The 24487-nt window shown below is 68.1% G+C and carries 23 protein-coding genes, 1 tRNA gene and 1 pseudogene; 12 read left to right on the top strand and 13 right to left on the bottom strand.

Features of this window, described 5'->3' with window-relative positions:
- The first annotated feature begins 18 nt into the window (after window positions 1-18).
- From HWX36_RS11645 to HWX36_RS11630, 4 genes are all read left to right on the top strand, one after another.
- A complete protein-coding gene (locus HWX36_RS11645) occupies window positions 19-1494 on the top strand; it encodes an efflux RND transporter periplasmic adaptor subunit (protein WP_175952253.1) in 1476 nt (491 codons plus the stop codon).
- 125 nt (window positions 1495-1619) lie between these two features.
- Window positions 1620-4844, top strand: a complete 3225-nt coding sequence (locus tag HWX36_RS11640; RefSeq protein WP_175952252.1) for a CusA/CzcA family heavy metal efflux RND transporter — start codon at window positions 1620-1622, stop codon at window positions 4842-4844.
- A complete protein-coding gene (gene irlR / locus HWX36_RS11635) occupies window positions 4844-5524 on the top strand; it encodes a heavy metal response regulator transcription factor IrlR (protein WP_175952251.1) in 681 nt (226 codons plus the stop codon). Before HWX36_RS11640 ends, irlR begins: the two co-directional genes overlap by 1 nt.
- Window positions 5521-6945, top strand: a complete 1425-nt coding sequence (locus HWX36_RS11630) for a heavy metal sensor histidine kinase (protein ID WP_175952250.1) — start codon at window positions 5521-5523, stop codon at window positions 6943-6945. Before irlR ends, HWX36_RS11630 begins: the two co-directional genes overlap by 4 nt.
- A gap of 82 nt (window positions 6946-7027) precedes the next feature.
- On the opposite strand, the gene HWX36_RS11625 is transcribed toward HWX36_RS11630, so the two are convergent.
- On the bottom strand, window positions 7028-7312 hold the full coding sequence (locus HWX36_RS11625) for a DUF4148 domain-containing protein (RefSeq protein WP_175952249.1): 285 nt from the start codon (window positions 7310-7312) through the stop codon (window positions 7028-7030).
- 298 nt (window positions 7313-7610) lie between these two features.
- Here HWX36_RS11625 and HWX36_RS11620 point away from each other — a divergent pair, with 298 nt between their 5' ends.
- Window positions 7611-7859: a hypothetical protein gene (locus tag HWX36_RS11620; RefSeq protein ID WP_244136390.1), complete on the top strand. Its 249-nt coding sequence runs from the start codon at window positions 7611-7613 to the stop codon at window positions 7857-7859.
- Between the two features lie 199 nt (window positions 7860-8058).
- Here the strand turns inward: HWX36_RS11620 and HWX36_RS11615 are convergent.
- Window positions 8059-8238, bottom strand: a pseudogene (locus HWX36_RS11615) (porin); the annotation flags it as partial.
- Between the two features lie 156 nt (window positions 8239-8394).
- On the opposite strand from HWX36_RS11615, the gene HWX36_RS11610 reads away from it, so the two are divergent.
- Window positions 8395-8664, top strand: a complete 270-nt coding sequence (locus HWX36_RS11610) for a DUF4148 domain-containing protein (protein WP_175952248.1) — start codon at window positions 8395-8397, stop codon at window positions 8662-8664.
- Window positions 8665-8840: 176 nt separating this feature from the next.
- Window positions 8841-9191: a hypothetical protein gene (locus HWX36_RS11605; protein WP_244136388.1), complete on the top strand. Its 351-nt coding sequence runs from the start codon at window positions 8841-8843 to the stop codon at window positions 9189-9191.
- A gap of 22 nt (window positions 9192-9213) precedes the next feature.
- Here HWX36_RS11605 and HWX36_RS11600 read toward each other — a convergent pair whose 3' ends face one another.
- Window positions 9214-9939, bottom strand: coding sequence for a hypothetical protein (locus HWX36_RS11600; protein ID WP_175952247.1), 726 nt, complete (start codon window positions 9937-9939; stop codon window positions 9214-9216).
- A gap of 182 nt (window positions 9940-10121) precedes the next feature.
- Window positions 10122-11417 (bottom strand): aminotransferase class I/II-fold pyridoxal phosphate-dependent enzyme, encoded by a 1296-nt coding sequence (locus tag HWX36_RS11595; RefSeq protein WP_175952246.1) that lies wholly within the window; start codon window positions 11415-11417, stop codon window positions 10122-10124.
- Window positions 11418-11549: 132 nt separating this feature from the next.
- On the opposite strand from HWX36_RS11595, the gene HWX36_RS11590 reads away from it, so the two are divergent.
- On the top strand, window positions 11550-12218 hold the full coding sequence (locus HWX36_RS11590; RefSeq protein WP_175952245.1) for an O-methyltransferase: 669 nt from the start codon (window positions 11550-11552) through the stop codon (window positions 12216-12218).
- A gap of 197 nt (window positions 12219-12415) precedes the next feature.
- Here HWX36_RS11590 and HWX36_RS11580 read toward each other — a convergent pair whose 3' ends face one another.
- The 5 genes from HWX36_RS11580 to HWX36_RS11560 all read right to left on the bottom strand — a co-directional run bounded on the left by HWX36_RS11580 (window position 12416) and on the right by HWX36_RS11560 (window position 17461).
- Window positions 12416-13564 (bottom strand): DUF1176 domain-containing protein, encoded by a 1149-nt coding sequence (locus tag HWX36_RS11580; RefSeq protein ID WP_175952244.1) that lies wholly within the window; start codon window positions 13562-13564, stop codon window positions 12416-12418.
- A gap of 257 nt (window positions 13565-13821) precedes the next feature.
- A complete protein-coding gene (locus HWX36_RS11575) occupies window positions 13822-14637 on the bottom strand; it encodes a nucleotidyltransferase domain-containing protein (RefSeq protein WP_175952243.1) in 816 nt (271 codons plus the stop codon).
- Window positions 14638-14692: 55 nt separating this feature from the next.
- The gene (locus tag HWX36_RS11570; protein ID WP_279613386.1) at window positions 14693-15916 is read right to left on the bottom strand and encodes an RtcB family protein; all 1224 of its coding nucleotides are present in this window, start codon (window positions 15914-15916) and stop codon (window positions 14693-14695) included.
- Between the two features lie 74 nt (window positions 15917-15990).
- On the bottom strand, window positions 15991-17130 hold the full coding sequence (locus HWX36_RS11565; protein WP_175952242.1) for a slipin family protein: 1140 nt from the start codon (window positions 17128-17130) through the stop codon (window positions 15991-15993).
- Between the two features lie 258 nt (window positions 17131-17388).
- Window positions 17389-17461, bottom strand: a tRNA-Cys gene (locus HWX36_RS11560).
- 336 nt (window positions 17462-17797) lie between these two features.
- Between HWX36_RS11560 and rtcR the strand changes: the two genes are divergently transcribed.
- Entirely contained in the window at window positions 17798-19414 is a 1617-nt protein-coding gene (rtcR, locus tag HWX36_RS11555) for an RNA repair transcriptional activator RtcR (RefSeq protein ID WP_175952241.1), read from the top strand.
- Between the two features lie 63 nt (window positions 19415-19477).
- On the opposite strand, the gene HWX36_RS11550 is transcribed toward rtcR, so the two are convergent.
- From HWX36_RS11550 to HWX36_RS11540, 3 genes are all read right to left on the bottom strand, one after another.
- Entirely contained in the window at window positions 19478-20068 is a 591-nt protein-coding gene (locus tag HWX36_RS11550; protein ID WP_175952240.1) for a nuclear transport factor 2 family protein, read from the bottom strand.
- A gap of 97 nt (window positions 20069-20165) precedes the next feature.
- The gene (locus HWX36_RS11545; protein WP_175952239.1) at window positions 20166-20927 is read right to left on the bottom strand and encodes a class I SAM-dependent methyltransferase; all 762 of its coding nucleotides are present in this window, start codon (window positions 20925-20927) and stop codon (window positions 20166-20168) included.
- Between the two features lie 13 nt (window positions 20928-20940).
- Entirely contained in the window at window positions 20941-21567 is a 627-nt protein-coding gene (locus HWX36_RS11540; protein ID WP_175952238.1) for a LysE family translocator, read from the bottom strand.
- 189 nt (window positions 21568-21756) lie between these two features.
- Between HWX36_RS11540 and HWX36_RS11535 the strand changes: the two genes are divergently transcribed.
- The 3 genes from HWX36_RS11535 (at window position 21757) to HWX36_RS11525 (ending at window position 24196) form a co-directional block, all read left to right on the top strand.
- Window positions 21757-22557, top strand: coding sequence for a helix-turn-helix transcriptional regulator (locus HWX36_RS11535; protein ID WP_175952237.1), 801 nt, complete (start codon window positions 21757-21759; stop codon window positions 22555-22557).
- 122 nt (window positions 22558-22679) lie between these two features.
- Window positions 22680-23099, top strand: coding sequence for an ATP--cob(I)alamin adenosyltransferase (locus tag HWX36_RS11530; RefSeq protein ID WP_175952236.1), 420 nt, complete (start codon window positions 22680-22682; stop codon window positions 23097-23099).
- A 95-nt stretch (window positions 23100-23194) separates the two neighbouring features.
- The gene (locus HWX36_RS11525; protein WP_244136387.1) at window positions 23195-24196 is read left to right on the top strand and encodes a LysR family transcriptional regulator; all 1002 of its coding nucleotides are present in this window, start codon (window positions 23195-23197) and stop codon (window positions 24194-24196) included.
- A 6-nt stretch (window positions 24197-24202) separates the two neighbouring features.
- Here HWX36_RS11525 and HWX36_RS11520 read toward each other — a convergent pair whose 3' ends face one another.
- Window positions 24203-24445, bottom strand: coding sequence for a hypothetical protein (locus HWX36_RS11520; protein WP_244136386.1), 243 nt, complete (start codon window positions 24443-24445; stop codon window positions 24203-24205).
- Between the last annotated feature and the right edge of the window lie 42 nt (window positions 24446-24487).

Here is a 24487-nt window from a genome sequence, read left to right as displayed (position 1 = left end):
TTTACCTGAAGGATCACCATGTCACACAGCAGAATCCTGATCATCGCGGCGATCGTGCTCGGCAGCGCCGGGATCGTCATCGGCGCACTCGGCGTCACGCGCAACGGCGGCGGCAACGGCGCGGCCGCATCGACGGCTTCCGGAGCCGCGTCGTCCGCCGAAGTCGCCGGCGAGCGCGGCGGTGTCGTGCTCAAGCGCGGCAAGCTGTCCGTCGAAATCGTGATGACGGAGAAGCCCGGCGATGCGCGCCTCGTCGTCTATCCGTTCGTCGACGGCAAGCCGGCCGGCAAGGGCGTCACCGTGTCCGGCACGCTGGTTCGCTACGACCGCACGCACGAACCCCTGCGTTTCGATGCGGCCGGCCTGAAGTTCGTGTCCGCGCAGTCGATCGGCAAGCCGCACGTGTTCGATGCGACGATCGACGTGAAGGCAGGCACAGAAGCCGCGTCGTTCCCGTTCGCGCGCGCCGACGGCGCGATCGCGCTGACCGACGCGCAGCTGGCGACCTCGAAGATCACGCTGGCGAAGGCGGGCCCCGCGCAGATCGCGACGCCGTTCCAGTTGCCGGGCGAGATCAGGTTCAACGAGGATCGCACCGCGCACGTGGTGCCGCGCGTGGCCGGCATCGTCGAGCAGGTGTCGGTGTCGCTCGGGCAGAACGTCGCGAAGGGGCAGGTGCTGGCCGTGATCGCGAGCACCGATCTTGCCGACCGGCGCAGCGAGCTGCTGACGGCCGAGCGCCGGCTGTCGGGCGCACGCGCGACCTACGAGCGCGAACGCACGTTGTGGACGGAGCGCATCTCGGCCGAGCAGGACTATCAGCAGGCGCAGGTGCAGTTGCGTGAAGCCGAGATCGCCGTGCAGAACGCGCGGCAGAAGCTTGCCGCGCTGAACGCGCCGGCCGGCGCGGGCGCGTTGAACCGCTACGAACTGCGCGCGCCGTTCGCGGGCACCATCGTCGAGAAGCACGCGACGCCGGGCGAAGCGATCGCCGCCGATGCCAGCATGTTCGTGATCTCCGACCTGTCGACCGTATGGGCCGAGATGGCCGTGCCTGCGCAGCGGTTGAACGACGTGCGGGTCGGCCGCGACGCGACGGTCGTCGCGACCGCGTTCGAATCGCGTTCGAGCGGCCCGATCGCGTACGTGGGCTCGCTGCTCGGCGAACAGACGCGCACCGCGCCGGCGCGCGTCGTGCTGCCGAACCCGGACCGCGTGTGGCGGCCCGGGATGTTCGTGAACGTATCGGTCGACGCGGGCAGGCAGGGCGTGCCCCTCGCGGTCGCGAGCGACGCGCTGCAGGATGTGGACGGCGCGCCTTCCGTGTTCGTGCGCTCGCCGAAGGGGTTTGTCGCCCAGGCCGTCGAGACGGGGCGGCGCGACGACCGTGCGACCGAAGTGCTGAAGGGCCTCAAGCCGGGCCAGGAGTACGCGGCGTCGAACAGCTTCGTGCTGAAGGCCGAACTCGGCAAGGGGAGCGCGGAACATGAATGAGCGTGACGTGTGCGCCGTTGCACGACTCGCGGCCCGCCATGCGGCCCGCTTTCCGGCTCGCCGCCTGACCGGCCGGGCGGCCCGTCCGTCGAGGGTGACCGTCCCCCGTTTCAAGGAATCCCGTCATGTTTGAGCGCCTGATCCGCTTTGCGATTGCGCATCGCTGGCTCGTGATGCTGGCGATCGCGGCCGTGGCCGCGCTGGGCGTGTTCAGCTACCAGAAGCTGCCGATCGACGCGGTGCCCGACATCACCAACGTGCAGGTCCAGATCAACACGTCCGCGCCCGGCTATTCGCCGCTGGAGGCCGAGCAGCGCATCACCTATCCGGTCGAGACCGTGATGGCCGGCCTGCCGGGCCTCGAGCAGACGCGCTCGATCTCGCGCTACGGGCTGTCGCAGGTCACGGTGATCTTCAAGGACGGCACCGACATCTATTTCGCGCGACAGCTCGTCAACGAGCGCATCCAGGAAGCGAAGGACAAGCTGCCGCCCGGCATCGCGCCCGCGATGGGGCCGACGTCGACGGGCCTCGGCGAGATCTACCTGTGGACCGTCGAGGCGGACGCGGCTGCGCGCAAGCCCGACGGCACGCGCTATACGGCGGCCGACCTGCGCGAGTTGCAGGACTGGGTCGTCCGGCCGCAGCTTCGCAACGTGCGCGGCGTGACCGAGGTCAACTCGATCGGCGGCTACGTGAAGGAATACCGCGTCGCGCCGAACCCGGCGAAGCTGATGTCGTACGGGCTGACGCTCGCCGACGTCGTGCGCGCGCTGGAACGCAACAACGACAACGTCGGCGCCGGCTACATCGAGAAGCGCGGCGAGCAGTATCTGGTGCGCGTGCCGGGCCAAGCGCGCACCGTCGACGATATCGCGAACATCGTGCTGACCAACGTCGGCGGCGTGCCGGTGCGGATGAAGGACATCGGAGTGGTCGACATCGGCCGCGAGCTGCGCACGGGCGCGGCGACCTCGAACGGCGAGGAGGTCGTGCTCGGCACGGTCTTCATGCTGATGGGCGAGAACAGCCGCACGGTCGCGAAGGCCGTCGCCGCGAAGATGGAAGACGTGAACCGCACGCTGCCGTCCGGCGTGAAGGCGATTCCCGTATACGACCGCACCGTGCTCGTCGAGAAGGCCGTCGCGACGGTGAAGAAGAACCTGCTCGAAGGCGCGATCCTCGTGATTGCCGTGCTGTTCCTGTTCCTCGGCAACATGCGCGCGGCGCTGATCACGGCGCTCGTGATCCCGCTGTCGATGCTGATGACCTTCACCGGGATGGTGAACGCGAAGGTGAGCGCGAACCTGATGAGCCTCGGCGCGCTCGACTTCGGGATCATCGTCGACGGTGCGGTGGTGATCGTCGAAAACTGCGTCAGGCGGCTCGCGCATGCGCAGGCGGCGGCCGGGCGGCCCCTCACACGTGACGAGCGCTTCGCCGAAGTGTTCGGCGCGTCGCAGGAAGCGCGCCGCGCGTTGATATTCGGACAGCTGATCATCATGGTCGTGTACCTGCCGATCTTCGCGCTGACGGGTGTCGAAGGCAAGATGTTCCACCCGATGGCCACGACCGTCGTGATGGCGCTCGCGGCCGCGATGGTGCTGACCGTCACGTTCATTCCGGCGGCCGTCGCGCTGTTCATCGGCGAGCGCGTGGAGGAAAAGGAGAATCGGCTGATGGGCTTGGCGCGACGTGCGTACGAACCGGCGCTCGCCGCGTTCATGACGCGCCCGGCGCGCGTGATGATCGGCGCGGGCGCCATCGTGCTGGTCACTCTCGGGCTCGCCACGCGGCTCGGCAGCGAGTTCATCCCGAGCCTCAACGAAGGCGACCTGGCCGTTTCCGCGCTGCGGATTCCCGGCACGAGCCTGTCGCAGTCGGTCGAGATGCAGAAGTCGATCGAGAAGACGCTGAAGGCGCGCTTCCCCGAGATCGAGCGCGTGTTCGCGCGCACCGGCACGGCCGAGATCGCGGCCGACCCGATGCCGCCGAACCTGTCGGACGGCTACATCATGCTGAAGCCGGCCGACCAGTGGCCGAACCCGAAGAAGCCGCGCGACCGGCTCGTGCGCGAGATCGAGGAAGCGCTCGCCGAGCTGCCGGGTAACGCCTACGAGTTCTCGCAGCCGATCCAGCTGCGCTTCAACGAGCTGATTTCGGGCGTGCGCAGCGACGTCGCCGTGAAGATCTTCGGCGACGACATGGCCGTGCTGAACCAGACCGGCGAGCAGATCGCGGCCGCGCTGCAGAAGGTCCCCGGCGCGTCCGAAGTGAAGGTCGAGCAGACCACGGGCCTGCCCGTGCTGACCGTCAACCTCGATCGCGACAAGCTCGCGCGCTACGGCGTGAGCGTTGCCGACCTGCAGGACTCGGTGGCCGCGGCCGTCGGCGGGCAGAAGGCCGGCACGCTGTTCCAGGGCGACCGCCGCTTCGACATCGTCGTGCGGCTGCCCGACGAGCTGCGTTCGGACCTCGAGGCGATCAAGCGGCTGCCGATCGCGCTGCCCGCACCCGCGGCCGGCGCCCGCGCACCGCTCGCGGCGGCGCCGTACGTGCCGCTCGCGGAGCTCGCGACGATCGACGTCGCGCCGGGACCGAACCAGATCAGCCGCGAGGACGGCAAGCGGCGGGTGGTCGTCAGCGCGAACGTGCGCGGCCGCGACGTCGGCTCGTTCGTCGCCGATGCGCGCGAGCAGTTGCAGCAGGACGTGCGCGTGCCGGCCGGCTACTGGGTGTCGTGGGGCGGGCAGTTCGAGCAGCTGCAAAGCGCGAGCGGGCGCCTGAAGCTGGTCGTGCCGCTCGCGCTGTTCATGGTGTTCGTGCTGTTGTTCGTGATGTTCGACAACGCGAAGGACGGGCTGCTCGTGTTCACCGGCATTCCGTTCGCGCTGAGCGGTGGCGTCGTGTCGCTGTGGCTGCGCGGGATTCCGCTGTCGATCACGGCGGCGGTCGGCTTCATCGCGCTGTCCGGTGTGGCCGTGCTCAACGGGCTCGTGATGCTCTCGTTCATCCGCAACCTGCGTGATGAAGGGATGCCGCTCGAGGCCGCCGTGCGCGAAGGCGCGCTTACGCGGCTGCGGCCGGTGCTGATGACAGCGCTCGTCGCGTCCCTCGGCTTCCTGCCGATGGCGTTCGCGACCGGCACCGGCGCCGAGGTGCAGCGCCCGCTCGCGACGGTCGTGATCGGCGGTATCCTGTCGTCCACGGCGCTGACGCTGCTGGTGCTGCCCGTGCTGTACCGTGCCAGCCATGCGGTGTCGTGGCGCGCCGCGCTTCGGGGCAGCTTCGGCGGCGGCTTCGGCATGAGCGTGCTGCGCCGGTTGGGTTTCTTCAAGGGTAATGCGTGATGCGAATTCTGATTGTCGAAGATGAACCGAAGACGGGCGCCTACCTGCGCAAGGGGCTCACCGAGGCCGGCTATGTCGTCGACTGGGTCGAGGACGGCATCACGGGCCAGCATCAGGCCGAGACCGAGGAGTACGACCTGCTCGTGCTCGACGTGATGCTGCCCGGGCAGGACGGCTGGACGCTGCTGCAGAACCTGCGGCGCAGCAAGTCGACGCCCGTGCTGTTCCTCACGGCGCGCGACGACGTCGGCGATCGCGTGAAAGGGCTCGAGCTCGGCGCCGACGACTATCTCGCGAAGCCGTTCGACTTCGTCGAGTTGACCGCGCGCATCAAGTCGATCCTGCGACGCGGCCAGCCGCGCGACTCGAACACGCTGCGCGTGGCCGACCTCGAACTCGACCTGACGCGCCGCAAGGCCACGCGGCAGGGCGACACGATCCTGCTGACCGCAAAGGAATTCGCGCTGCTCTGGCTGCTGATGCGCCGCGAGGGCGAGATCCTGCCGCGCGCGACGATCGCGTCGCAGGTCTGGGACATGAATTTCAACAGCGACACGAACGTCGTCGATTCGGCGATCCGGCGCCTGCGCTCGAAGATCGACGACGCGTACGACCCGAAGCTGATCCACACCGTGCGCGGGATGGGCTACGTGCTCGAGGCGCGCGGCGGCGCGGCATGATTGCGCGCCTGCTGCCGCGCACGCTGCGCGGACGCCTGACCGCGCTGATCATCCTGTCGACGTCGGTCATTCTCGCGTCGAGCGGCGTTGCGCTTTATGAGGCACTGAGCAATCGCATCGAAACGACGGCGGCCGAGCAGATGGCCGGCATTTCCGCCGCGTTGGGCGCGCACCTGGCCGAAGCGCGCTCGACGGCCGACGTCGCGCGCAACACCGATATCTGGATCGACCAGTTACACGGCCATCCGAACATGGATCTCGCGATCTTCGATGCGACGGGGACGCGCCTCGTCGGCACGCCCGGATTTCGTCCGGTCGCGCCGTTGATGTCGCTGGATGCAGGGCGTGTGCCGGTCGGCGTCGCGCCTCCCGGCGCGCGGCAGCGGTATCTCGTCGCGACCGTGCCGCTTGCCGGCGCAGGCGCGCCCGTGGTGCGCGTCGTGGTGCAGTACGACCGTAGCGCCGACGTGCTGTTGCTGCGCACGCACGCCTATACGATCGTCGTGATCGAGGTGTTCGGCGTGGTGCTCGCGGCCGCGATCGCATACGGCATTGCGGCGCTCGGGTTGAGCCCGCTGCGGCGGTTCGCGGCGCGCGCCGAACAGATGTCGACGAGCCGGCTCGCGCATCCGCTGCCGGCGCTCGATACGGCCGGCGAGCTGAAGGAACTCGAGCATGCGTTCAACGGGATGCTCGAACGGCTGAACGAATCGTTCACGCGGCTGAGCCAGTTCTCGTCGAATCTCGCGCACGACATGCGCACGCCGCTCACGAACCTGCAGGCGGCCGCGCAGGTCGTGCTGTCGCAGCCGCGCAGCGCGGATGAATACCGGAGCGTGATCGAGTCGAGCATCGACGAATACCAGCGACTGTCGCGAATGATCGAGGACATGCTGTTCCTGGCGCGTTCGGAACAGGTTGGCACGTCAATCAGCGTGCGGCGCCTGGACGCGTCGGAAGAGGCGGGGCGCGTCGCGGGATACTACGAGCCGCTGGCGGAGGATGCCGGCGTGACGGTGAAGGTCGACGGTCATGCGTGGGTCGATGCGGACCTGACGTTGTATCAGCGCGCGCTGAGCAACCTGCTGTCCAATGCGTTGAGGTACGCGCCGCGCGGCGGCGTCGTGACGATCGACTGTGTGGAGCAGGGCGGTGCGACGACGATTGCCGTGTCGGATACGGGGCCCGGCATCGAGGCCCGGCATGCCGGAAAGATCTTCGAGCGCTTCTATCGCGTCGATCCGTCGCGGCACAACTCGGCGTCGGGGACGGGGCTCGGTCTTGCGATCGTCCGGTCGATCATGGACAACCACGGCGGCGAATGCGGCGTCGACAGCGACCCGGGCCGGCGCACGACGTTCTGGCTGCGCTTTCCGCGCCAGCCGGCCGAACTGAAACGGCCGGCGGCCATCAGCACCTGACACCGCGGGCGGGCCCGCCCGCGCGTTCGCCATGAGGCGGCCGCGCGCGGCGCGCTGCCCGCGGTCGTGTGGCCGAGCGTCATTACCGCGCGGTCAGGTTGTCGTGATTGTCGGTCTGCAGCTTCTTCTCGCCGCCATGCACCGACATCCCGTGAAGCGCCTTGTTGCGCGCGACGAGCTCGCCGGTCGGCGGGTACTGCGTCTTGCTCGTCGGCACGACGCCGTCGTGCTGCGCCTGCTTCAGTTCATTGACGACCTGCGTGCGGGTCTTGCCCTGCGTTTGCGTCTGCGCGAACGCGGCTTGCGTGGCGATGCCGAGCGACAGCGCGGCGGTGACGAACAGTGCTGCGAGTGTTGCCGTTTTCATCGAGTGCTCTCCTTGATCAGGGCCGCCGGGTGGCGAACCATGGACCCAGTATGCGAAAGCAGCCGTGCGTGATCGTGATCGCGAGATGAAAAATGCGTCAGATTGCGCGATGCGGAGATACGGCGTGCGGACGCGGCCGACATGACGCATTCGTCATGTTCGCGTCACGGGCGCGATGAGCGGGAAGCGGAACATGAAGTCTGCCGAGGGTCGATGTGGCCGGAGGCATTCGCGCCGTTCGCGACAGCCGCATGGCAAGCGGGCGGCCCCGTTCTGACTTTCACACCGGACTTGAAACGTGTATCGTCCCGCCACTCGCCTAGCCTTGATCGCAGTCCTGATCGTCCCGTTGTTCGCGGGATGCGCATCGACACGTTCCGGCACGACGTCAACTGCGCAGGCCACGCCGGCCCTGGCTAAAAAGCCGGTGCCGGCCGATCTCATGCCCGGCGAGCAGATCGACTATGCCGGGCATCGCTGCGGCAATCCGAACCTGTACGTGAAAACGCATCCGTGCCTGTTCCCGCAGCGCAATTCGACACCCTGATCATGTGGGCGCAACCAAAAAAATGCCCGGCACTCGACGTGTCCGGGCCTAATGCGTGACGCGCCGTGCGGCAGCGACTCGCTTGCGTGGTCTGGAACGGGCGCTGCCCGTCACGTTTACGATCGTAGCGACACGACGCTTCGCGAACCTGACCGGAACATGAAATTTTCGTCACGCGGCGCGCGTATTGCCTGCGCGGTCAGAACCGGCGGCGCAACCCGAGATCGACGATGCCCTGGGTGCGCGTTCCGCCATAGTCGCAGGAGCCGATCGACGTCTGCGCCGTTTGCGTGCCGCCGTCGAGCGTGCGCTGTTCGCCGTTCGCGCGTTGCCACGCGCTGACCTTGTAGAGATCGGTACGCTTTGACAGCACGTAATCATGGACGCAAAAACCGACGACGAATTTTTCATTCGCAGTGCGATGCAGCGGATGTCACGGCGGTGACGAAACCGTCATGCTGCGATCACGATTCCGCACCGCTGCCGGATCAAAGTGAAGGCTCCTGTCATGGATCAACAGCAAGGAGCGAACCACATGAATATTCCGCGACCGATGATCGTCATCGCCGCCGCCGCACTATCGTTTGCGGCCTTCTCGCAGGCAGTGGCCGCGCAGCAGAAGACCCGGCAGGAAGTCCGTCAGGAACTGGTGCGCGCGCGCCACGACGGCGCGATCCCGAGTCACGACTACCCGGCAAGCCCGGCCGCCGTCGCACGCAATCGGGAGATCCATCGCGCGACCGTGCATCGCGGCGAAGCGGCGCCGCTGGTCGATGCGCACGACAACCGTTTTGCGGTTCGCTGATCGTTCGTTCGCTCGCGGCCGACCGGCGCGGTGCCTGTCGGCCGCCCCCCCACATGAAGAGGAGAGCGCCATGCGCCATTTCGCGAAAGGAATCGTGCTTGCGGCGACCCTGATGTCGACGGCCGCGATGGCGGCCGGCTGGCCGGAACGTGCGCTGTCGCACGCGTCGGCGCACGATGTCGGCCGGCGCGTGGAGCGCGACGTTCACGCGCGGGCAATGCGAGGTCGACAACGGCCGGCTGACGTTCGTACCCGCCGATGCAAGTGGCGGATCGATTGCCGCGGAGCAGCGGATCGTGCTCGGCGAGGTCCGCACCGCGTCGCATCAGTCGCGCAAGCTGAAGGAGCAGTTGCAACTGACGACGCGCGACGAAGTGATCGCGCTGAACGTGCTGACCGACGACGGCAGCCGCAAGTCGCGCGAACATGCGATCGACCTGTGGGCCGCGCTGCGCAACCAAGGCGTGATGGCCGTCAACGGCACGCGCATCGTCGAGTCGTATCCGACGGGCGCGACGACGTGGTAGCCGGTGCGCCGCCGCGCCGGGCTTATCCGGCCTTCACCGATCCTTCGATCAGGAAGAACACGATGAAGCCGATGAAGAACGCGGCCGTCGCGAACGGCGTTTCGGGCACCTCGTGCGCTTCGACCAGCAGTTCCTCGGTGACGAGGTACAGCAGCGCGACGGTGCCCAGCCCGAGCAGCGCCGCGTAGATCGTGGGCGGAAGTCCGGCGAACGCCGCGTTGCCGGCAACGGCCGCGAGGCTCAGCAGCGCCGCGAGCCCGACCGGTACGACGATCGACAGCATGCGGCCGACGCCGGCGGCCGCGAGCGCCGCGCTGACCGACAGCGCGAGGAACAGCACCTCGAGCGTCAGCGCGACGGTCAGGATGATGCCGCTTTCGTCGCTTGCCGAGAACGCGATGCCGAGCACGAGGCCGTCGATGACGAGATCGATCGCGGTGACGATGATGAGGCTCATGGGCAGCCGCGCTTGCTCGAAGCGCGTCTCGATCGCACCCGACAGCGCTCGGATCGCGAGCATCAGCGCGAGGCCGAGCACGAAGCCGACGACGACCGGAAACAGCGCATGCGCGCGGTCCTGCGGCAGCAGCTCGAGCGCGGCGGCCGCGAACACGATGCCGCCGGTGAAATGCTGGATGACGCCGGACGTTTTCGGGCCGGGGGCACGCCAGGCGGCCGCGAGGGCGCCGAAACAGGCCGCCAGCACGGGCGGCAACGTGAGCAGCGCAAGCTTCGCGGTCGGTGTCATGAGGCCTCTCGAACGGTTGGCGTACCGCAGCGGGCCCGGCGTCGCGCTGCCCGGCTGCGTGGTACGGTTCATACGCGCGGGGCGTGGCCCCGGCATCAACCGGCAATTGAACACCTTGAAGCCGCTTCAAGGTCAACCCATTCGATGCGGCGCGCACCGGCAAGCCGGCGCGCCCGTGCCGGTCAAAGCTGCGCGAGCGCCTGGTCGAGATCCGCGAGCAGGTCGTCGATATGCTCGATGCCGATCGACAGCCGCACCGTTTCTTCCTTCACGCCGGCCTTCGCGAGTTCGGCCGGCGACAGTTGCCGGTGCGTCGTCGACGCCGGGTGCGTCGCGAGCGATTTCGTGTCGCCGATGTTGACGAGCCGCGTGAACAGTTTCAGCGCGTCCTGGAATTTCGCGCCGCCGTCGCGGCCGCCCTTCACGCCGAACGTCAGGATGCCGGGCGCGCGGCCCGACAGGTAGCGCGCGACGAGCGCATGATCGGGGTGATCGGGCAGGCCCGCGTAGTTCACCCATTCGACGTTGTCGTGGCGCGCGAGATGCTGCGCGATCTTCAGCGCGTTGTCGCTGATCCGCTCGACGCGCAGCGCCAGCGTTTCGATGCCCTGCAGGATCTGGAATGCATTGAACGGCGAGATCGCCGCGCCCATGTTGCGCAGCGGCACCACGCGCGCGCGGCCGATATAGGCGGCCGGCCCGAACGCTTCCGTGTAGACGACGCCGTGATAGCTGACGTCGGGCTCGTTCAGCCGCTTGAAGCGGTCGGCATGCTCGGCCCACGGAAACTTGCCCGAATCGACGATCGCGCCGCCAAGGCTCGTGCCGTGCCCGCCGAGATACTTCGTCAGCGAGTGCACGACGATGTCCGCGCCGTGCTCGAACGGGCGCAGCAGGTACGGCGACGGCACCGTGTTGTCGACGATCAGCGGGATGCCGTGGCGATGTGCGACTTCGGCGAGCGCGGCGATGTCGGTGACGTTGCCGAGCGGGTTGCCGACCGATTCCGCGAAGATCGCCTTGGTGCGCGCGTCGATCAGCGGCTCGAACGATGCGGGATCGCGCGGATCGGCGAAGCGCGTGGTGATCCCGTATTGCGGCAGCGTGTGCGCGAACAGGTTGTAGGTGCCGCCGTACAGCGAACTCGCGGACACGATGTTGTCGCCGGCTTCGGCGATCGTCTGGATCGCGTACGTGACGGCCGATTGCCCCGACGCGAGCGCCAGCGCGCCGATGCCGCCCTCGAGCGCGGCGATCCGCTGTTCGAGCACGTCCGTCGTCGGGTTCATGATCCGCGTGTAGATGTTGCCCTGGACCTTCAGGTCGAACAGGTCGGCGCCGTGCTGCGTGTCGTCGAATGCGTACGCAACGGTCTGGTAGATCGGTACGGCGACGGCGCGCGTGGTCGGGTCGGGGCGATAACCGCCGTGCACGGCGATGGTTTCGAGACGCCAGTTCGATGCGGCCTGATCGGTCATGGGTGCTCCTTCCGTTGTTGTGGTGGTCGAGCGATTATAGGAGCACGTGCGCGGCTAGCTTTAGAACGAATGGTGTGTTGCTTATGGCGGGGCGCCGCATAAAATGCCTGTTCCGCAAACAAGGGGTGCGCGATGAATCAGGATCACTGGAACCAGGTGGATGCGTATTTCTCCGCGACGCTCGTGCCGTCCGACGACGCGCTCGACGCCGCGCTGGCGGCGAGCGACGCGGCCGGTCTGCCCGCGATCAACGTCGCGCCGAACCAGGGCAAGCTGCTGCAACTGCTCGCGACGATTCGCGGCGCGCGGCGGATCCTCGAGGTCGGCACGCTCGGCGGCTACAGCACGATCTGGCTCGCGCGCGCGTTGCCGCCGGGCGGCACGCTCGTGACGCTCGAACTGAACCCCGCGCATGCGCAGGTCGCGACACGGAACATCGCCCGTGCAGGGTTCGCACAGGTCGTGACGGTGGTGGTCGGCAGCGCGAAGGACAGCCTCGCGCGGCTCATCGACGCGGGTGAAGCGCCGTTCGATTTCATCTTCATCGATGCCGACAAGGACAACAACCCCGTCTACCTCGACGCGGCGCTGAAGCTGTCGCGGCCCGGCACGGTGATCGTCGTCGACAACGTCGTGCGCGGCGGGCGCGTGGCCGATCCGGACAATCGCGAGCCCGACGTGGCGGGCGTGCGCGACGGGTTCGCGCGTCTCGCGGCCGCCCCGAACGTCACGACGACCGCCGTGCAGACGGTCGGGCAGAAGGGCTGGGACGGGTTCTCGATCTCGATCGTCGGCGCGTGATGTGATGGCGGGTCGCGCGTGCGGTCGGCCCGCACGCTAGTTCTTGTCTGGATTCTTCTCTTCGCACTGGTCGGGCTCGTCGCTCAGCACGATGCGGCGGATGCGGCCGTTGTCGTAGAACGGGACATCGGGGCAGAACTTCATGCCGGCGCGGGTTTGCGTGCGCTTCCACGTGACCTTCTCGGTGCGTACCCGCGTCAGCGGTTCGCTGCCGCATCCGCCCGTCGATACAGGCGTGGCCACTGATCGTCGAACAGGCCGTTGCACGTGCCGTGCGTGGCGATATCGTCGAGCACGAAGCGCCGGCCGTCGAAGATCCACGATGCGGTCGAGCCGCAATCGCCGAGACTGCGCAGCCGGACCTTGCTCGACAGCGCCGCGGTGGCGGAATCGTAGGCGGCGTCGGTCAGTTCGTTCGCGAACGACGCCGAATCGAGCCCCGCGTTCGCGTTCTCGCCGAAATTCATCGGTGTCGGCGTGAGCGGCGCCGTCCGTCGCACGCGATACCACAGGTCGGTGTGGTTATACAGGCTGCTGGTCTGGCACGGTATCGCGACCAGTGCTTCGTCGGCGGAGATCGCCACGGCGCGCGACGCCTTCCTGCGCTCGCTCGCCGGCATTTCGTCTTCGACATCGGCCGCACATTGCTTCACGTCGCCGCCGAACTTCGCGAGCACCGCGTCGACGAGCGAGCGTTGCTCGGCGGCCGACAGGTTCGCGACGGCCGGCGCCGGCGTGACGGCGGGCGGCAGCGCCGGTGCGGCCGGTACCGACGATGCGGCCCGGGTGCCCGGGCGCAGCAGCGCGGTGACGGTGCCGACCCGGCCCTGCGTGTCGTCGATCAACAGCAGCGCGGCATTCAATCCCGTCAACGGCGTGCGGGCGGTTTGCGCCGACGCCGGATCGCCGAAGCTCAGCAACTGCGCATTGCGCAATGCGGCGAGCCATGCGGCAACCGTTGCCGGATCGTGGGTCCGGATCCGGAACGGGTACGCGTCGTCATCGTCCGGTTTGCCGCCGAACGCATGCCATTGGGCCGCCATTGCATCGAACGGGCGGCCGTCCACGCGGGCGGTGCGCAGGTCCAGCGGCGCCGACGCGTAGAGGTCGAGCGATGCTTGCGCGTCCGGGCCGGCATCGCGCGTCACGCGCAGGATGAGGCGGGTGCGTGCGTCGTCGCTATCGTCGGCTTGGCTTTCGGCAATGCAACGGTTGCCGTTGTCGCAGACGACCGACCAGTTCTTGAAATCGCGCTCGACCGGCGGCCGCGCGAGCGGGCGAGCCTGGGCAACGATCGGGGAAACGGCGAGGAGCGCGGCGATGGCGAGCGAAAGGCGGTGCGACATGACGGTTCGTATCGACGGTGGATGGGCGGGCGGAAACGTCGGGCTGCAAGCACATCGTCAGCAAGCCGGGCAGGTCGAGGGCTGCGGCGCATGCGGCGGCGCGCTTTACCGAACGGCGTCGAGTATACCGCCGCAACGGGCTGCGATCGTGACGACGACGCGTAGCGTGCGGGCACGACCATGGCTGGCCGGCATGGGGCGGACACGTGCGGACGCGAAAACGGCGCGATGCCCGCAGGCATCGCGCCGTTCACTTGTCATCGACCGTCGACCACGTCGCGCAGGAACGCGTCGAGCATCGCCACGTCGCCCCACGGCCGCTCGTATTCGCGATCGTGTTCGGCATCGGCGAGCATCGTCTCGACGAGCGCGTGGATCGCCGGCCGGCGCGGCCCGTATTCGCTTTCGTTCGCGCTCATCTTCAGCGCGAGCAATGCGTCGAGTTCCGCGCGCACCGCCGGCGCGTGCACGGTGCCGTCGACGAGATCCGCGAAGCGCATCGGCGGCATCCCGAGCCCCATGTCGATCCAGCGTGCCGCGAGCAGCGGCCGCAGCACGTACAGGTACTTCTTGTAGCGCACCGTGTCGCCTTGCAGGTAGCCGCGAAAGTTCTTCTTCGCCATCGCGAGGTAGTGGTGCCGCCCGCGCACCGGCGAGAAGAACGCCGATGCCAGCGACCTGAGCCGCGGCGCCCAGCGTGCGTCTTCGCGATACACGACGGGCGAGTCGAGCCATTCGAGCAGCGTCGGGTTCGAGCGGCGCAGCAGTTGCAGCGCCTTGCGCAGTTCCCAGCCGCTGACGTCGAGTTCGTCGTCGAGCGGCCGCTCGATCACGTCGCGCTGCGGTTCGACGCTCAGGTACCAGTCGCGCCGGTGCGCATACACGAAGCGCACGTCGTAATCGCTGTCCGGCGATGCGAACCCCCAGCCGCGGCTGCCCGATTCGCATGCGAACAGCACGCTCACGTCGTGGCGGCGCTCGACTTCCGCGAGCTCCGCCATCACGCGTGCCCGCACGGCCGGGTCGACGGGGTGCGCGCTGCGCACGGTCGTCATTGCCTTTTTCGTTTTCATGGTTGTCGTTTCCCTTTCGTTGCGCGCGGCCGCCGGCCATCGGCCGCGCACCGCGCTATCCTTTCACGCACACCACCTGGCGCAGCGTATGCACCACTTCGACGAGGCTGCGCTGGGCCGCCATCACCGCGTCGATGTCCTTGTAGGCCATCGGGATTTCGTCGACGACGCCCGCGTCCTTCCGGCATTCGACGCCCTGGGTGGCCTTCACCTGGTCGTCGACCGTGAAGCGGCGTTTCGCTTCGGTGCGGCTCATCGTCCGGCCCGCGCCGTGGCTGCACGAGCAGAAGCTTTCCGGATTGCCGAGCCCGCGCACGATGAAGCTCTTCGCGCCCATCGAGCCCGGAATGATCCCGAGCTGCCCCTTCTGCGCGGACACCGCACCCTTGCGCGTCACGAGCACGTCTTCGCCGAAGTGGCGTTCGCGCTGCACGTAGTTGTGGTGGCAGTTCACCGCGTGTTCGTCGACCGAGAACGGCTTCGCGATCACGCCGCGCGCCGCACCGATCACCGCGTCCATCATCGCCTGCCGGTTGCGGCGCGCGTAGTCCTGCGCCCAGCCGACCGCCTCGACGTAGTCGTCGAAGTGGCGGCTGCCCTCGGTGAAATACGCGAGGTTGCGATCCGGCAGGTTCGCGATGTGCTGCCGCATGTCGGCCTGCGCGAGCTCGATGAACAGGCTGCCGATCGCATTGCCGACGCCGCGCGAGCCGCTGTGCAGCATGAACCACACGTGGTCCGCTTCGTCGACGCACACTTCGATGAAGTGATTGCCGGTGCCGAGCGTGCCGAGATGCGCGTAGTGGTTCGTCTTTTCCAGCTTCGGGTACTTGTCGACGATCCGCTGGAAGCCCGGTTGCAGCGACTTCCACGATTCGGTCACGGCGGCCGGCGCGCGGTCGCCCCACGCGCCCGGATCGCGGCGGCCCGGCGCGCGGCCGTGCGGCACCGCGCGTTCGATCGCGCCGCGCAGGCCCGCGAGCGAATCCGGCAGGTCGGACGCCGTCAGCGTCGTGCGCGCGGCCATCATCCCGCAGCCGATGTCGACGCCGACCGCGGCCGGAATGATCGCGCCCTTGGTCGGGATCACGCTGCCGATCGTCGAGCCCTTGCCAAGGTGGACGTCCGGCATCACCGCGACGTGGCGGAAGATGAACGGCATCTGCGCGGTGTTGCGCAGTTGCGCGCGCGCCTCGTCCTCGACGGCGACGCCTTGCGTCCACATCTTCACCGGCTTGCCGTTGGCCAGTTCCATCACCTGATAATCCATGTTGCTCATTTGCTTCACCTGATTCATTCATTCATTCATTCGTGCGGCGCGGTGCACATGCGCCGCGCCGCGTGTTTCGAGCCTTATGCGCCCTTGATGCTGACGAGTCCGTTCAGCACCTGGTCGAGACCGCCGAACACCGAGATGCGGTCGATCCGTTCCGCGACGCGCTCGAGCGTTTCCAGCTCCTTGAGCCGCAGCGCAGTCGGGTTTTCTTCCATCACCTTCGCGGTGTTCAGCAGCGAACGCGTGGCCGCCGTTTCCTCGCGGCGGCGAATCACGTTCGCCTGCGCGGACTTCTCCGCTTCGACCACCTGCGCGAGGATCGTCTTCATGTCGCCCGGCAGCACGATATCCTTCACGCCGACGCTGCGCACGTCCACGCCCGAATGGCCGAGGCGGGCACGCACCTGCGCGATCACGACGTCGTCGATCGACTGCTTGTCTTCCAGCAGTTCGTCGAGCGAGCGCGTGCCGACGGCCGAGCGCAGTGCGAACTGCAGCTCGCGATACAGGTGTTCGACCGGCTTCTGCAACTGGCCGAACGCGTGCAGCACGTCCGCATAGCACCACGTCGCCGACAGGTTGAGCCGCAGCGCGACCTTGTCGCGCGTCAGGATTTCCTGCCCGCCGACTTCGATCGCCTGCAAGCGCAGGTCGACGAGTTCGACCGCGACGTCGCGGTTGAAGCGCCAGAACGCCGCGACACCCGCGTCCAGCAGCCGCTCGATCTTGCCGTCGATCTTCAGCACGCCGACGTGGTACGCCGGCACCTGCGCCAGCAACACGCCCGTCAGGCCCGCCACGCCGCGCGCACGCAGCGCCGGTTGCGCGATGCGCTTCACGAGGGCGGTCGGCAGCACGCTGTCCTGCGCGAGATCGACGCGTTCGAGACGGTGCGCGGTCAGGCCGCGCCAGTACAGCCGGCGCGTGCCCGGCGCGAGGATCTCGACGAGCACGTCGTCTTCGTAGCGCAGGCCCGCTTCGTCGTCGGCGAGATCCATCGCGACGAAGTGCCGGGCGAGCACGTCCGGTGCGTCGTGACGCAGGTAGTCGGCCAGGGCCGCGTCGGCGAGCGGCGCGTCCAGACGCGCGGTCTGCACCGACAAACGCTTGAACGGATCGAAGGCCTTGAACACGCCCGGTTCCAGCACCTTCACGAAATCGCCCTCATTCATCAGCAGCGCGCGTTCGTTCTTTTTCACCACATGTCGCATCCACATATTCTTGTCCTTTTCTTCAATGACCGCCGGGTGACGCACATCGTGCGGATCGCGGGGCGGCGCAACCGGGCGGGCGGCGCGCCGGCCCGGCGCCGACGTGCACGGCGACGCATCCTGCATCGCGTCGTCGTGCGCCTTCGCGCGGGCCGTGCGGCCGTCCGGCCGATCGCGCGGAACCGCAACCGGTCCGACGCGCGGCGGGCCTCGCGGCCCGCACCGGCGGGTACTGCTTCTATCGAGAGACTGTCCTTGCGGACAGTGTTCGAGCGGGATTCGAACCCGCTACACACCGGCTTGCGCCGGCTGCTCTACCCAAATGAGCTACCGAACGGTGGGCGCCCCGGGATTCGAACCCGGGCGAAGTTCCAGTACGCGCCCGTTTGCCTTCGTCTGCCCATGGCGGCATGCGCGACCGCGACGAACCAGGTTCGGCGGCGGCGCACCAGCAGGGCTTGTTGAACCCTGACTCGCGGGCCAGCGGGACATCCGGCGCTTTCTATTTAGCGAGGAGCGTGCCAGTGGGCGGCTCGATGCGCTCAATAAATCCCAAGTAATTGAAATAAAAGGGGAATTATTTTTGTGTGGTGGGTTGCGTAGGGAAATCGGGCCATGGCTCGATCCGGAAATATCGATACAATCGGATCGTTCATTATCTTTTGGGATAAACATGCGCAAGACCGTTGCGATCGGTTTTCTCGGTACGGTGCTCGACCAGGGCGGCGGCTCGCAGCGCCGCTGGCGCAACTGGCGGCCGACGATTTCGTTGTGCGAACAGCGCGACACGCCGATCGACCGGCTCGAACTGCTGCATTCGCCGAACTACGCGCGTCTCGCGAACCGCGTGAAACAGGATCTCGAGCGCGTGTCGCCGCACACCGACGTGCGGCTCGTCCCGATGGAGATTCGCGACCCGTGGGATTTCGAGGAGGTCTATGCGACGCTGCATGATTTCGCGCGCGCCTACCCGTTCGATCTCGACCACGAGGATTACCTGATCCACATCACGACCGGCACGCACGTCGCGCAGATCTGCTGGTTCCTGCTGGCCGAAGCGCGCTACCTGCCTGCGCGTCTCGCGCAGACGGCGCCGCCGCAGAAGACCGACGAAGGATTGAGCGGGCCCGGCGCGATGTCGGTGATCGATCTCGACCTGTCGCGCTACAACCGCATCGCGCAGCGCTTCACCCGTGAGCGCGACGAAACGGTGTCGTTCCTGAAGGCCGGCATTGCGACACGTAACGCGCGCTTCAACGCGCTGATCGAGCAACTGGAGCGCGTGGCCGTGCGTTCGCGTGCGCCGATGCTGCTGGTCGGGCCGACGGGCGCCGGCAAGTCGTTTCTCGCGAAGCGCGTGTACGAGCTGAAGCGCGGCCGCCATCGGCTCGCGGGGCCGTTCATCGAGATCAACTGCGCGACGCTGCGCGGCGACGCGGCGATGTCGACGCTGTTCGGTCATGTGAAGGGCGCGTTCACCGGCGCGCAGTCGGCACGGGCCGGGCTGCTGCGCGCGGCGGACGGCGGCCTGCTGTTTCTCGACGAGATCGGCGAACTCGGGCTCGACGAACAGGCGATGCTGCTGAAGGCGATCGAGGAGAAGCGTTTCCTGCCGGTCGGCGCGGACGTCGAGGCCACCAGCGATTTCGAGCTGATCGCGGGCACGCATCGCGACCTGCGGCAGATGGTGGCGGCCGGCACGTTCCGCGAGGATCTCTATGCGCGGATCAACCTGTGGACGTACGAACTGCCGGGGCTGGCCGAGCGGCGCGAGGACATCGAGCCGAACCTCGAATTCGAACTCGACCGTTTCGGCCGCGAGCAGGGCGAGCAGGTGCGTTTCAACGTCGAGGCAAAGCGGCGCTATCTCGCGTTCGCTGCGTCGCCGCGTGCGGCGTGGCCCGGCAACTTCCGCGAGCTGTCCGCGTCGGTCACGCGGATGGCGACGCTGGCCGATGCCGGGCGGATCACCGAAGCGCTCGCCGAGCAGGAAGTCGAACGGCTGACGCGCACGTGGTCGCCGCCGGGCGGCGCGGGTGCGTCCGATGGCTGTGTCGACGCGGTGTTCGGCGCGCGTGCGGCGGAACTCGACCTGTTCGACCGCGCGCAGCTCGAACGCGTGCTCGACGTGTGCCGCGCGTCGGCGAGCCTGTCGGAGGCGGGGCGCACGCTGTTCGCGGTATCGCGGCAGAACAAGAAGCAGCCGAACGATGCGGACCGGCTGCGCAAGTATCTCGCGCGATTCGGGCTGGATTGGGAGGGCGTGCGGCAGGCGCTCGACGGGGCATGACGAGTACGGCAGCGCGGACGCCGCGTGGAGCCGGAGGGCCCGGCACGCGGCCGGCGGGATCGATTATGCCGCCCCCGCTGCCTGCCGGAATGGCGCCAGGAATGTCCACTCCGGCTGCGCTGCCGCGACATCCTCGAGCCCGCGCGCGAACGCCTGCGCCGGCAGCCACGGATATCCGAACGCTGCATGCAGCGCATCGAGTTTCGCCGACTTCGGATCGTCGATCGTATCCATCCGGGCGATATGAATGTGCAGCGCGGCAGTCCGCGCGGCGTCCTCGCTTTCGCGGTTGCCCGCGAACTGCCAACGGTACGTGCCATGTCCGATCCGCAACGCGCCGTTGTCCTTCTGTCGCATCACGACGAGCCACGACATCCCGCTGACGCCGTGCGGGTCGACTTCGGGTTCCGTGCAAACGTAATAGGTCCGGCACCGCTCGAACCGCTCGCCGAATTCCTCGACCAGCGTGCGTGCAATGGCCGCCGCGCCGGTCACGCGCGGCGGAAAATCGATATCGTCGTTCGCGAGCGAAAAGCTCAGCTCGGCATCGGCCGCGAAGCAGTCGGCGATCAACGCGGGCCGGTTCTGGTCCTTCGCGCGCAGATAGCATTCGAGCAGCGCGCGAACCTGCGCGGGATGAAGCGGGAAGGGCATGGTGATCTTCCAGTATCGGGTTATCGGGCCGCACGCTCCGGCATGCGTATGCGGTGGACACGCTGCCCGTTGCGGGCTGACGTCATCGAACGCGCACTCACGCGCGGCAGATCGCGATGATCTCCGCGCTGGTCGCGGCATCGAACGGTGTGCGTTGCCAGTCACCGAACCAGTCGGCCGACGAGAATCCGGCTGCGACTATGCGCGCCTGCAATTCGGGTTGCGCGATGAAGCGCAGCCGGCTCGTGTTCATCAGCAATGTGTCGTCGCGGCGGAAACGGTAGTACGTGTCGAACGTCACGATCGCGCCATCGACCGCGCGCACCGCATGATGGAGATCGACGACGCCGGATTCGCGCGATTCGACGCTGCGTGCCGAATGCTCCGGTGTCCATGCACGCCACGGCTCGACGCGCGGGTTGCGGGTATCGAACAGGAAACGGCCGCCGTCGGCGAGCACGCGCCGCACGCCGCGCAATGTCGCGTCGATGTCGTCGTCGGCCAGCAGGCACTGGAATGCGTGGCCGGTCATCACGACCGCATCGAACCGGGCGTCGGGCGGCAGGCCGGCTAGATCGCAGGCGATCCAGCGTACCGCGTCGGCGCCCGGCTGGCGTCGTGCGTAATCGATCATCGCCGGCGCGGGATCGATCGCGACGACGTCGTGCCCGGCCGCCGCGAGCCTGCGCGCGAACGTGCCGGTGCCGCAACCGAGATCGAGGATGCGTTGCGGCGCGGCGCCGATCACGGAGGCGTAGAACGCGAAATCCCGATCGCCCGCGTTGAACAGGTCGTAGGCCGCGACGAGGCGCGGGTCGGTGTAGAGGGCTTCGCCGGCAGGCGCCGCGGCGGACGTCATGCGGCCGCGCGTGTCAGCGTTGCTGCACGGCCACGCGCAGCCCGAGCGCGATGAAGATCGAGCCGACGATCTTCCCCTGCCAGCGCGTGAGCCACGTGAGCCGCTTCACGACGCGGCCGAGCGGGCGGATCGAACAGGCGATCAGCGTCGTGTAGAGCGAGCTGAGCACGACGAAGATCAGCCCGAGCACCGCGAACTGCACGAACGTCGAGCCGCGTTCCGGATGCACGAACTGCGGCATGAACGCAAGGAAGAACAGCGCGGTCTTCGGATTCAGCACTTCGGCGGGAATCGCCTGCAGGTACGCCTTGAGCGGCGTGACGGGCGATACGCTCGGCAACGACGGATCGGACGGCTTCTCGATCAGCGCGCGCACGCCGAGGTAGATCAGGTACGCGGCGCCGACCCCCTTCACGACATTGAACGCGAGCGCCGACGTCATCAGCAGCGCCGACAGGCCGACCGCCGCGAACAGCGTATGCACGAAATCGCCGCTGGCGACGCCGAGGCCGGTCAGGATGCCGGTCTTGCGGCCGCCCTGCACGGTGCGGCTCAGCACGAGCAGCACGGCGGGGCCGGGGATCAGGAACAGGCCCAGGACGACGGCCGTGAAGGTGGTCAGCGTGGTCAGGTCGAACATGGCGGCTCCGGCAGGTTGGCGCAGCGGCGGGGGATCGGGGCATTGTATTCGCTTCGGCGTGCGGCTGCCGACGCAGCCGGGGCAACCGGGGCAGCCGGGGCAACCGCACGGCTGCCCCCGGCGCCTTTCTGGTATAAGCACGAGGGGACGCGCGGGCAGCGCGTCCGGCTTCCTCCATCGTCCACCTTCATGCGCAAGCTTCCACCCACCACCGATCCCGCAGCGGATGACGCGGTCTTTCACGTGCCGCGTCCGCTCGTCGTGTTCGGCGGCTCGGTCGTCGAGCCCGAATGGCGGCTGGAGCGGCACAGCCATCCGCAGGCGCAATTGCTCTACACGCTGAGCGGCGTCATCTACTGCGAGATCGACGGCGGCGTGTGGAGCGCGCCGCCGCAGTGCACGGTGTGGATTCCGGGCGACGTCCCGCACGCGGCGCACGGCTCGGCCGGCGCGACGTTCTATGCGGTGCTGGTCGAGCCGGACGCCGCGCTCGACCTGCCGGCGCGTTGCTGCACGCTGTCGGTGTCGCCGCTGCTGCGCGAGCTGCTGCTGAAGGCGGCGAGCTTTCCGAACCTGTACGACGTCGACGGGCCGCAAGGGCGGCTGATGGCGACGCTGCTCGACGAACTCGTCGCGGCGCCGGTCGAGGATCTGTACCTGCCGATGCCGGCCGACCGGCGGCTGCGCAAGCTGATCGACCAGCTGCTCGCCGATCCGGCCGACAAGTCGCCGCTGCCCGAACTCGCGCGGCGCGTGGGCATCAGCGAGCGCAGCCTGACGCGGCTCGCGGCGAAGGAGCTCGGGATGAGCCTCGGCGACTGGCGCCGGCGGCTGCACGTCGCGCTGTCGCTGCGGATGCTGACGACCGGCCGCCGCGTGCACCAGATCGCGATCGATCTCGGCTATGAAAGCGCGAGCAGCTTCGTGACGATGTTCCGCAAGGCGACCGGCAAGTCGCCCACGCAATTCCTGACCGACCGGCAACGCTGAACCGCGCGGTTCGCGCCATACATGCGCGATTGGCCGGATTGAGCAAGCGGTTGGCCGGGACGATAAATGACGCCGCAGGCCTCGATCCATAAAATGAGAATCGTTCTCATATGGAGGTCGACATGCAAATCGTCACGACCGAATTCCCGTTTGTCTGGCTGCGTTACACCGGTTCGACGCACACCGACCCCGCCCGCCTGATCGCTGAACTCGACGCGTTGCTGGCGCGTCGCGAACCGTTCGTTTTCCTGACTGACGACGCGCCGTCCGGCGACGATCGCGGCGCCGACGATCACGCGTTGCGCAAGCAGCTCGCGAAGTGGAGCAAGGCCAACCGCGCGCAGTCGCGTGAATGGATTCCCGCGATGATCGCGATCGAGCCTGACGCGTCGCGGCGGGTGGCGCTCGATGCATTCTCGGGCGCGTTCGAGAAGGTCTGGGGCTATCCGCTGAACGCGGCGGCAACCCGCGACGACGCGCTCGCGCTGGCGCGGCGGCTGCTCGACGAACCGGCGCGCGGCGCCGCGGCGGCGAACGGCTGAACCGTCTGCCGCGCCGGCGGCGCGGCGTTCCTCGATACGCATGCACGGCACGCGAATGCGCGCCGCGGCATGCGGCAACCATGCAGGGGTGTCCGGTGGACAATCCGATCCGCTCGATGCGCATCTTCACGCGCATCGTCGAAATGAACAGCTTTACGCGTGCGGCGCAGGCGCTCGGCATTTCGCGCGCCACCGCGACGCGGACCGTGCAGGAGCTCGAAACGGCGCTCGGCATGCCTTTGCTGGTGCGCACGACGCGCGCGCTGCGGGCGACCCCCGAAGGCGACGCGTATTACCGGCGCTGCGTGCGCATCACGGCGGATGTCGACGAGCTCGAGGCCAGCATCCGCGGCGCCGCGCTGCATCCGAGCGGGCCGCTGCGCGTCGAGCTGCCGGCGGCGGTCGCGGACGCGATCGTGCTGCCGGCGCTTGACGCGTTTCATGCGCGGCATCCCGACCTGATGCTGACGGTGGGGGTATCCGGGCGTGCGGCCGACAGGGGCGGCGACGCGATCGACTGCAGCGTCCGGCTCGGCGAGTTGCCCGATTCGTCGCTCGTCGCGCGCCGGCTCGGCATGCTCGAGCGCGTGACGTGCACGAGCCCCGCGTATCTCGACCGTCACGGCGTGCCGCGCACGCTCGACGATCTGGCCTCGCATCGCGCGGTCAGCGTGTCGTCCGTGCCGTGCCAGCGCACGGCCGAACTCGATTTCCTCGCCGATGGCGCGGTGCGCAAGGTGCGGCTCGACGGGATCGTCGCCGTGGACGACGAGCAGGCGTATCTGGCGTGCGGCGTGCACGGCCTCGGGCTGATCCAGCCGCCGCGCGTCGCCGCGCAGCCGCTGATCGACGCGGGGCGGTTGCGCGAAGTGCTGCCGCGCTGGCGGCCCGGCGCGATCGCGGTGTCGGCCGTCTACGTGAAGCGGCCGCATGTGTCGCCCGGCGTGCGCGCGTTCGTCGACTGGATTGCGGAGCGGTTCGTGGACGCCGCGCGGGACGGGGAGGGCATGATCGTTGCGGGGGCAACGGCGGTTCGGCTCAACGCGCGTGCGGCCGCCGCGTGCCAGCGCGAAGACCGGCAGGTCGCGGTGGTGTGACGGCGCTCATGCTTCTGCGAGATGGAACGCGTGCGCCATCCGGTCCTGTTCCCGGGGCGGCAGCGCGAGTCGCGCAGCGAGTGTTTTCCATTGTCTGACGGTGCCGCGAAAGTCGTCGATGATTTCGTCGGCGTCCTTGAGGCTCAGCCGGAAGTATTCGGATACTTCGCGTGCGAGTTCGAGGTTCAGTGCGTTGTCGGCTTCCGTGATGTTGAGCTTGAGGCCGTCGGCGACAGGGACGGGATTCATGTCGTAGGCCGCCGAAAGCCGCCGGCCCGAACCCGGCACCAA

The sequence above is a fragment of the Burkholderia sp. BCC0405 genome, assembly GCF_902833075.1.
Taxonomy (GTDB): domain Bacteria; phylum Pseudomonadota; class Gammaproteobacteria; order Burkholderiales; family Burkholderiaceae; genus Burkholderia.
Note: the sequence above shows the minus strand (reverse complement) of the source record. Positions and strands in the feature narration are given on the sequence as shown.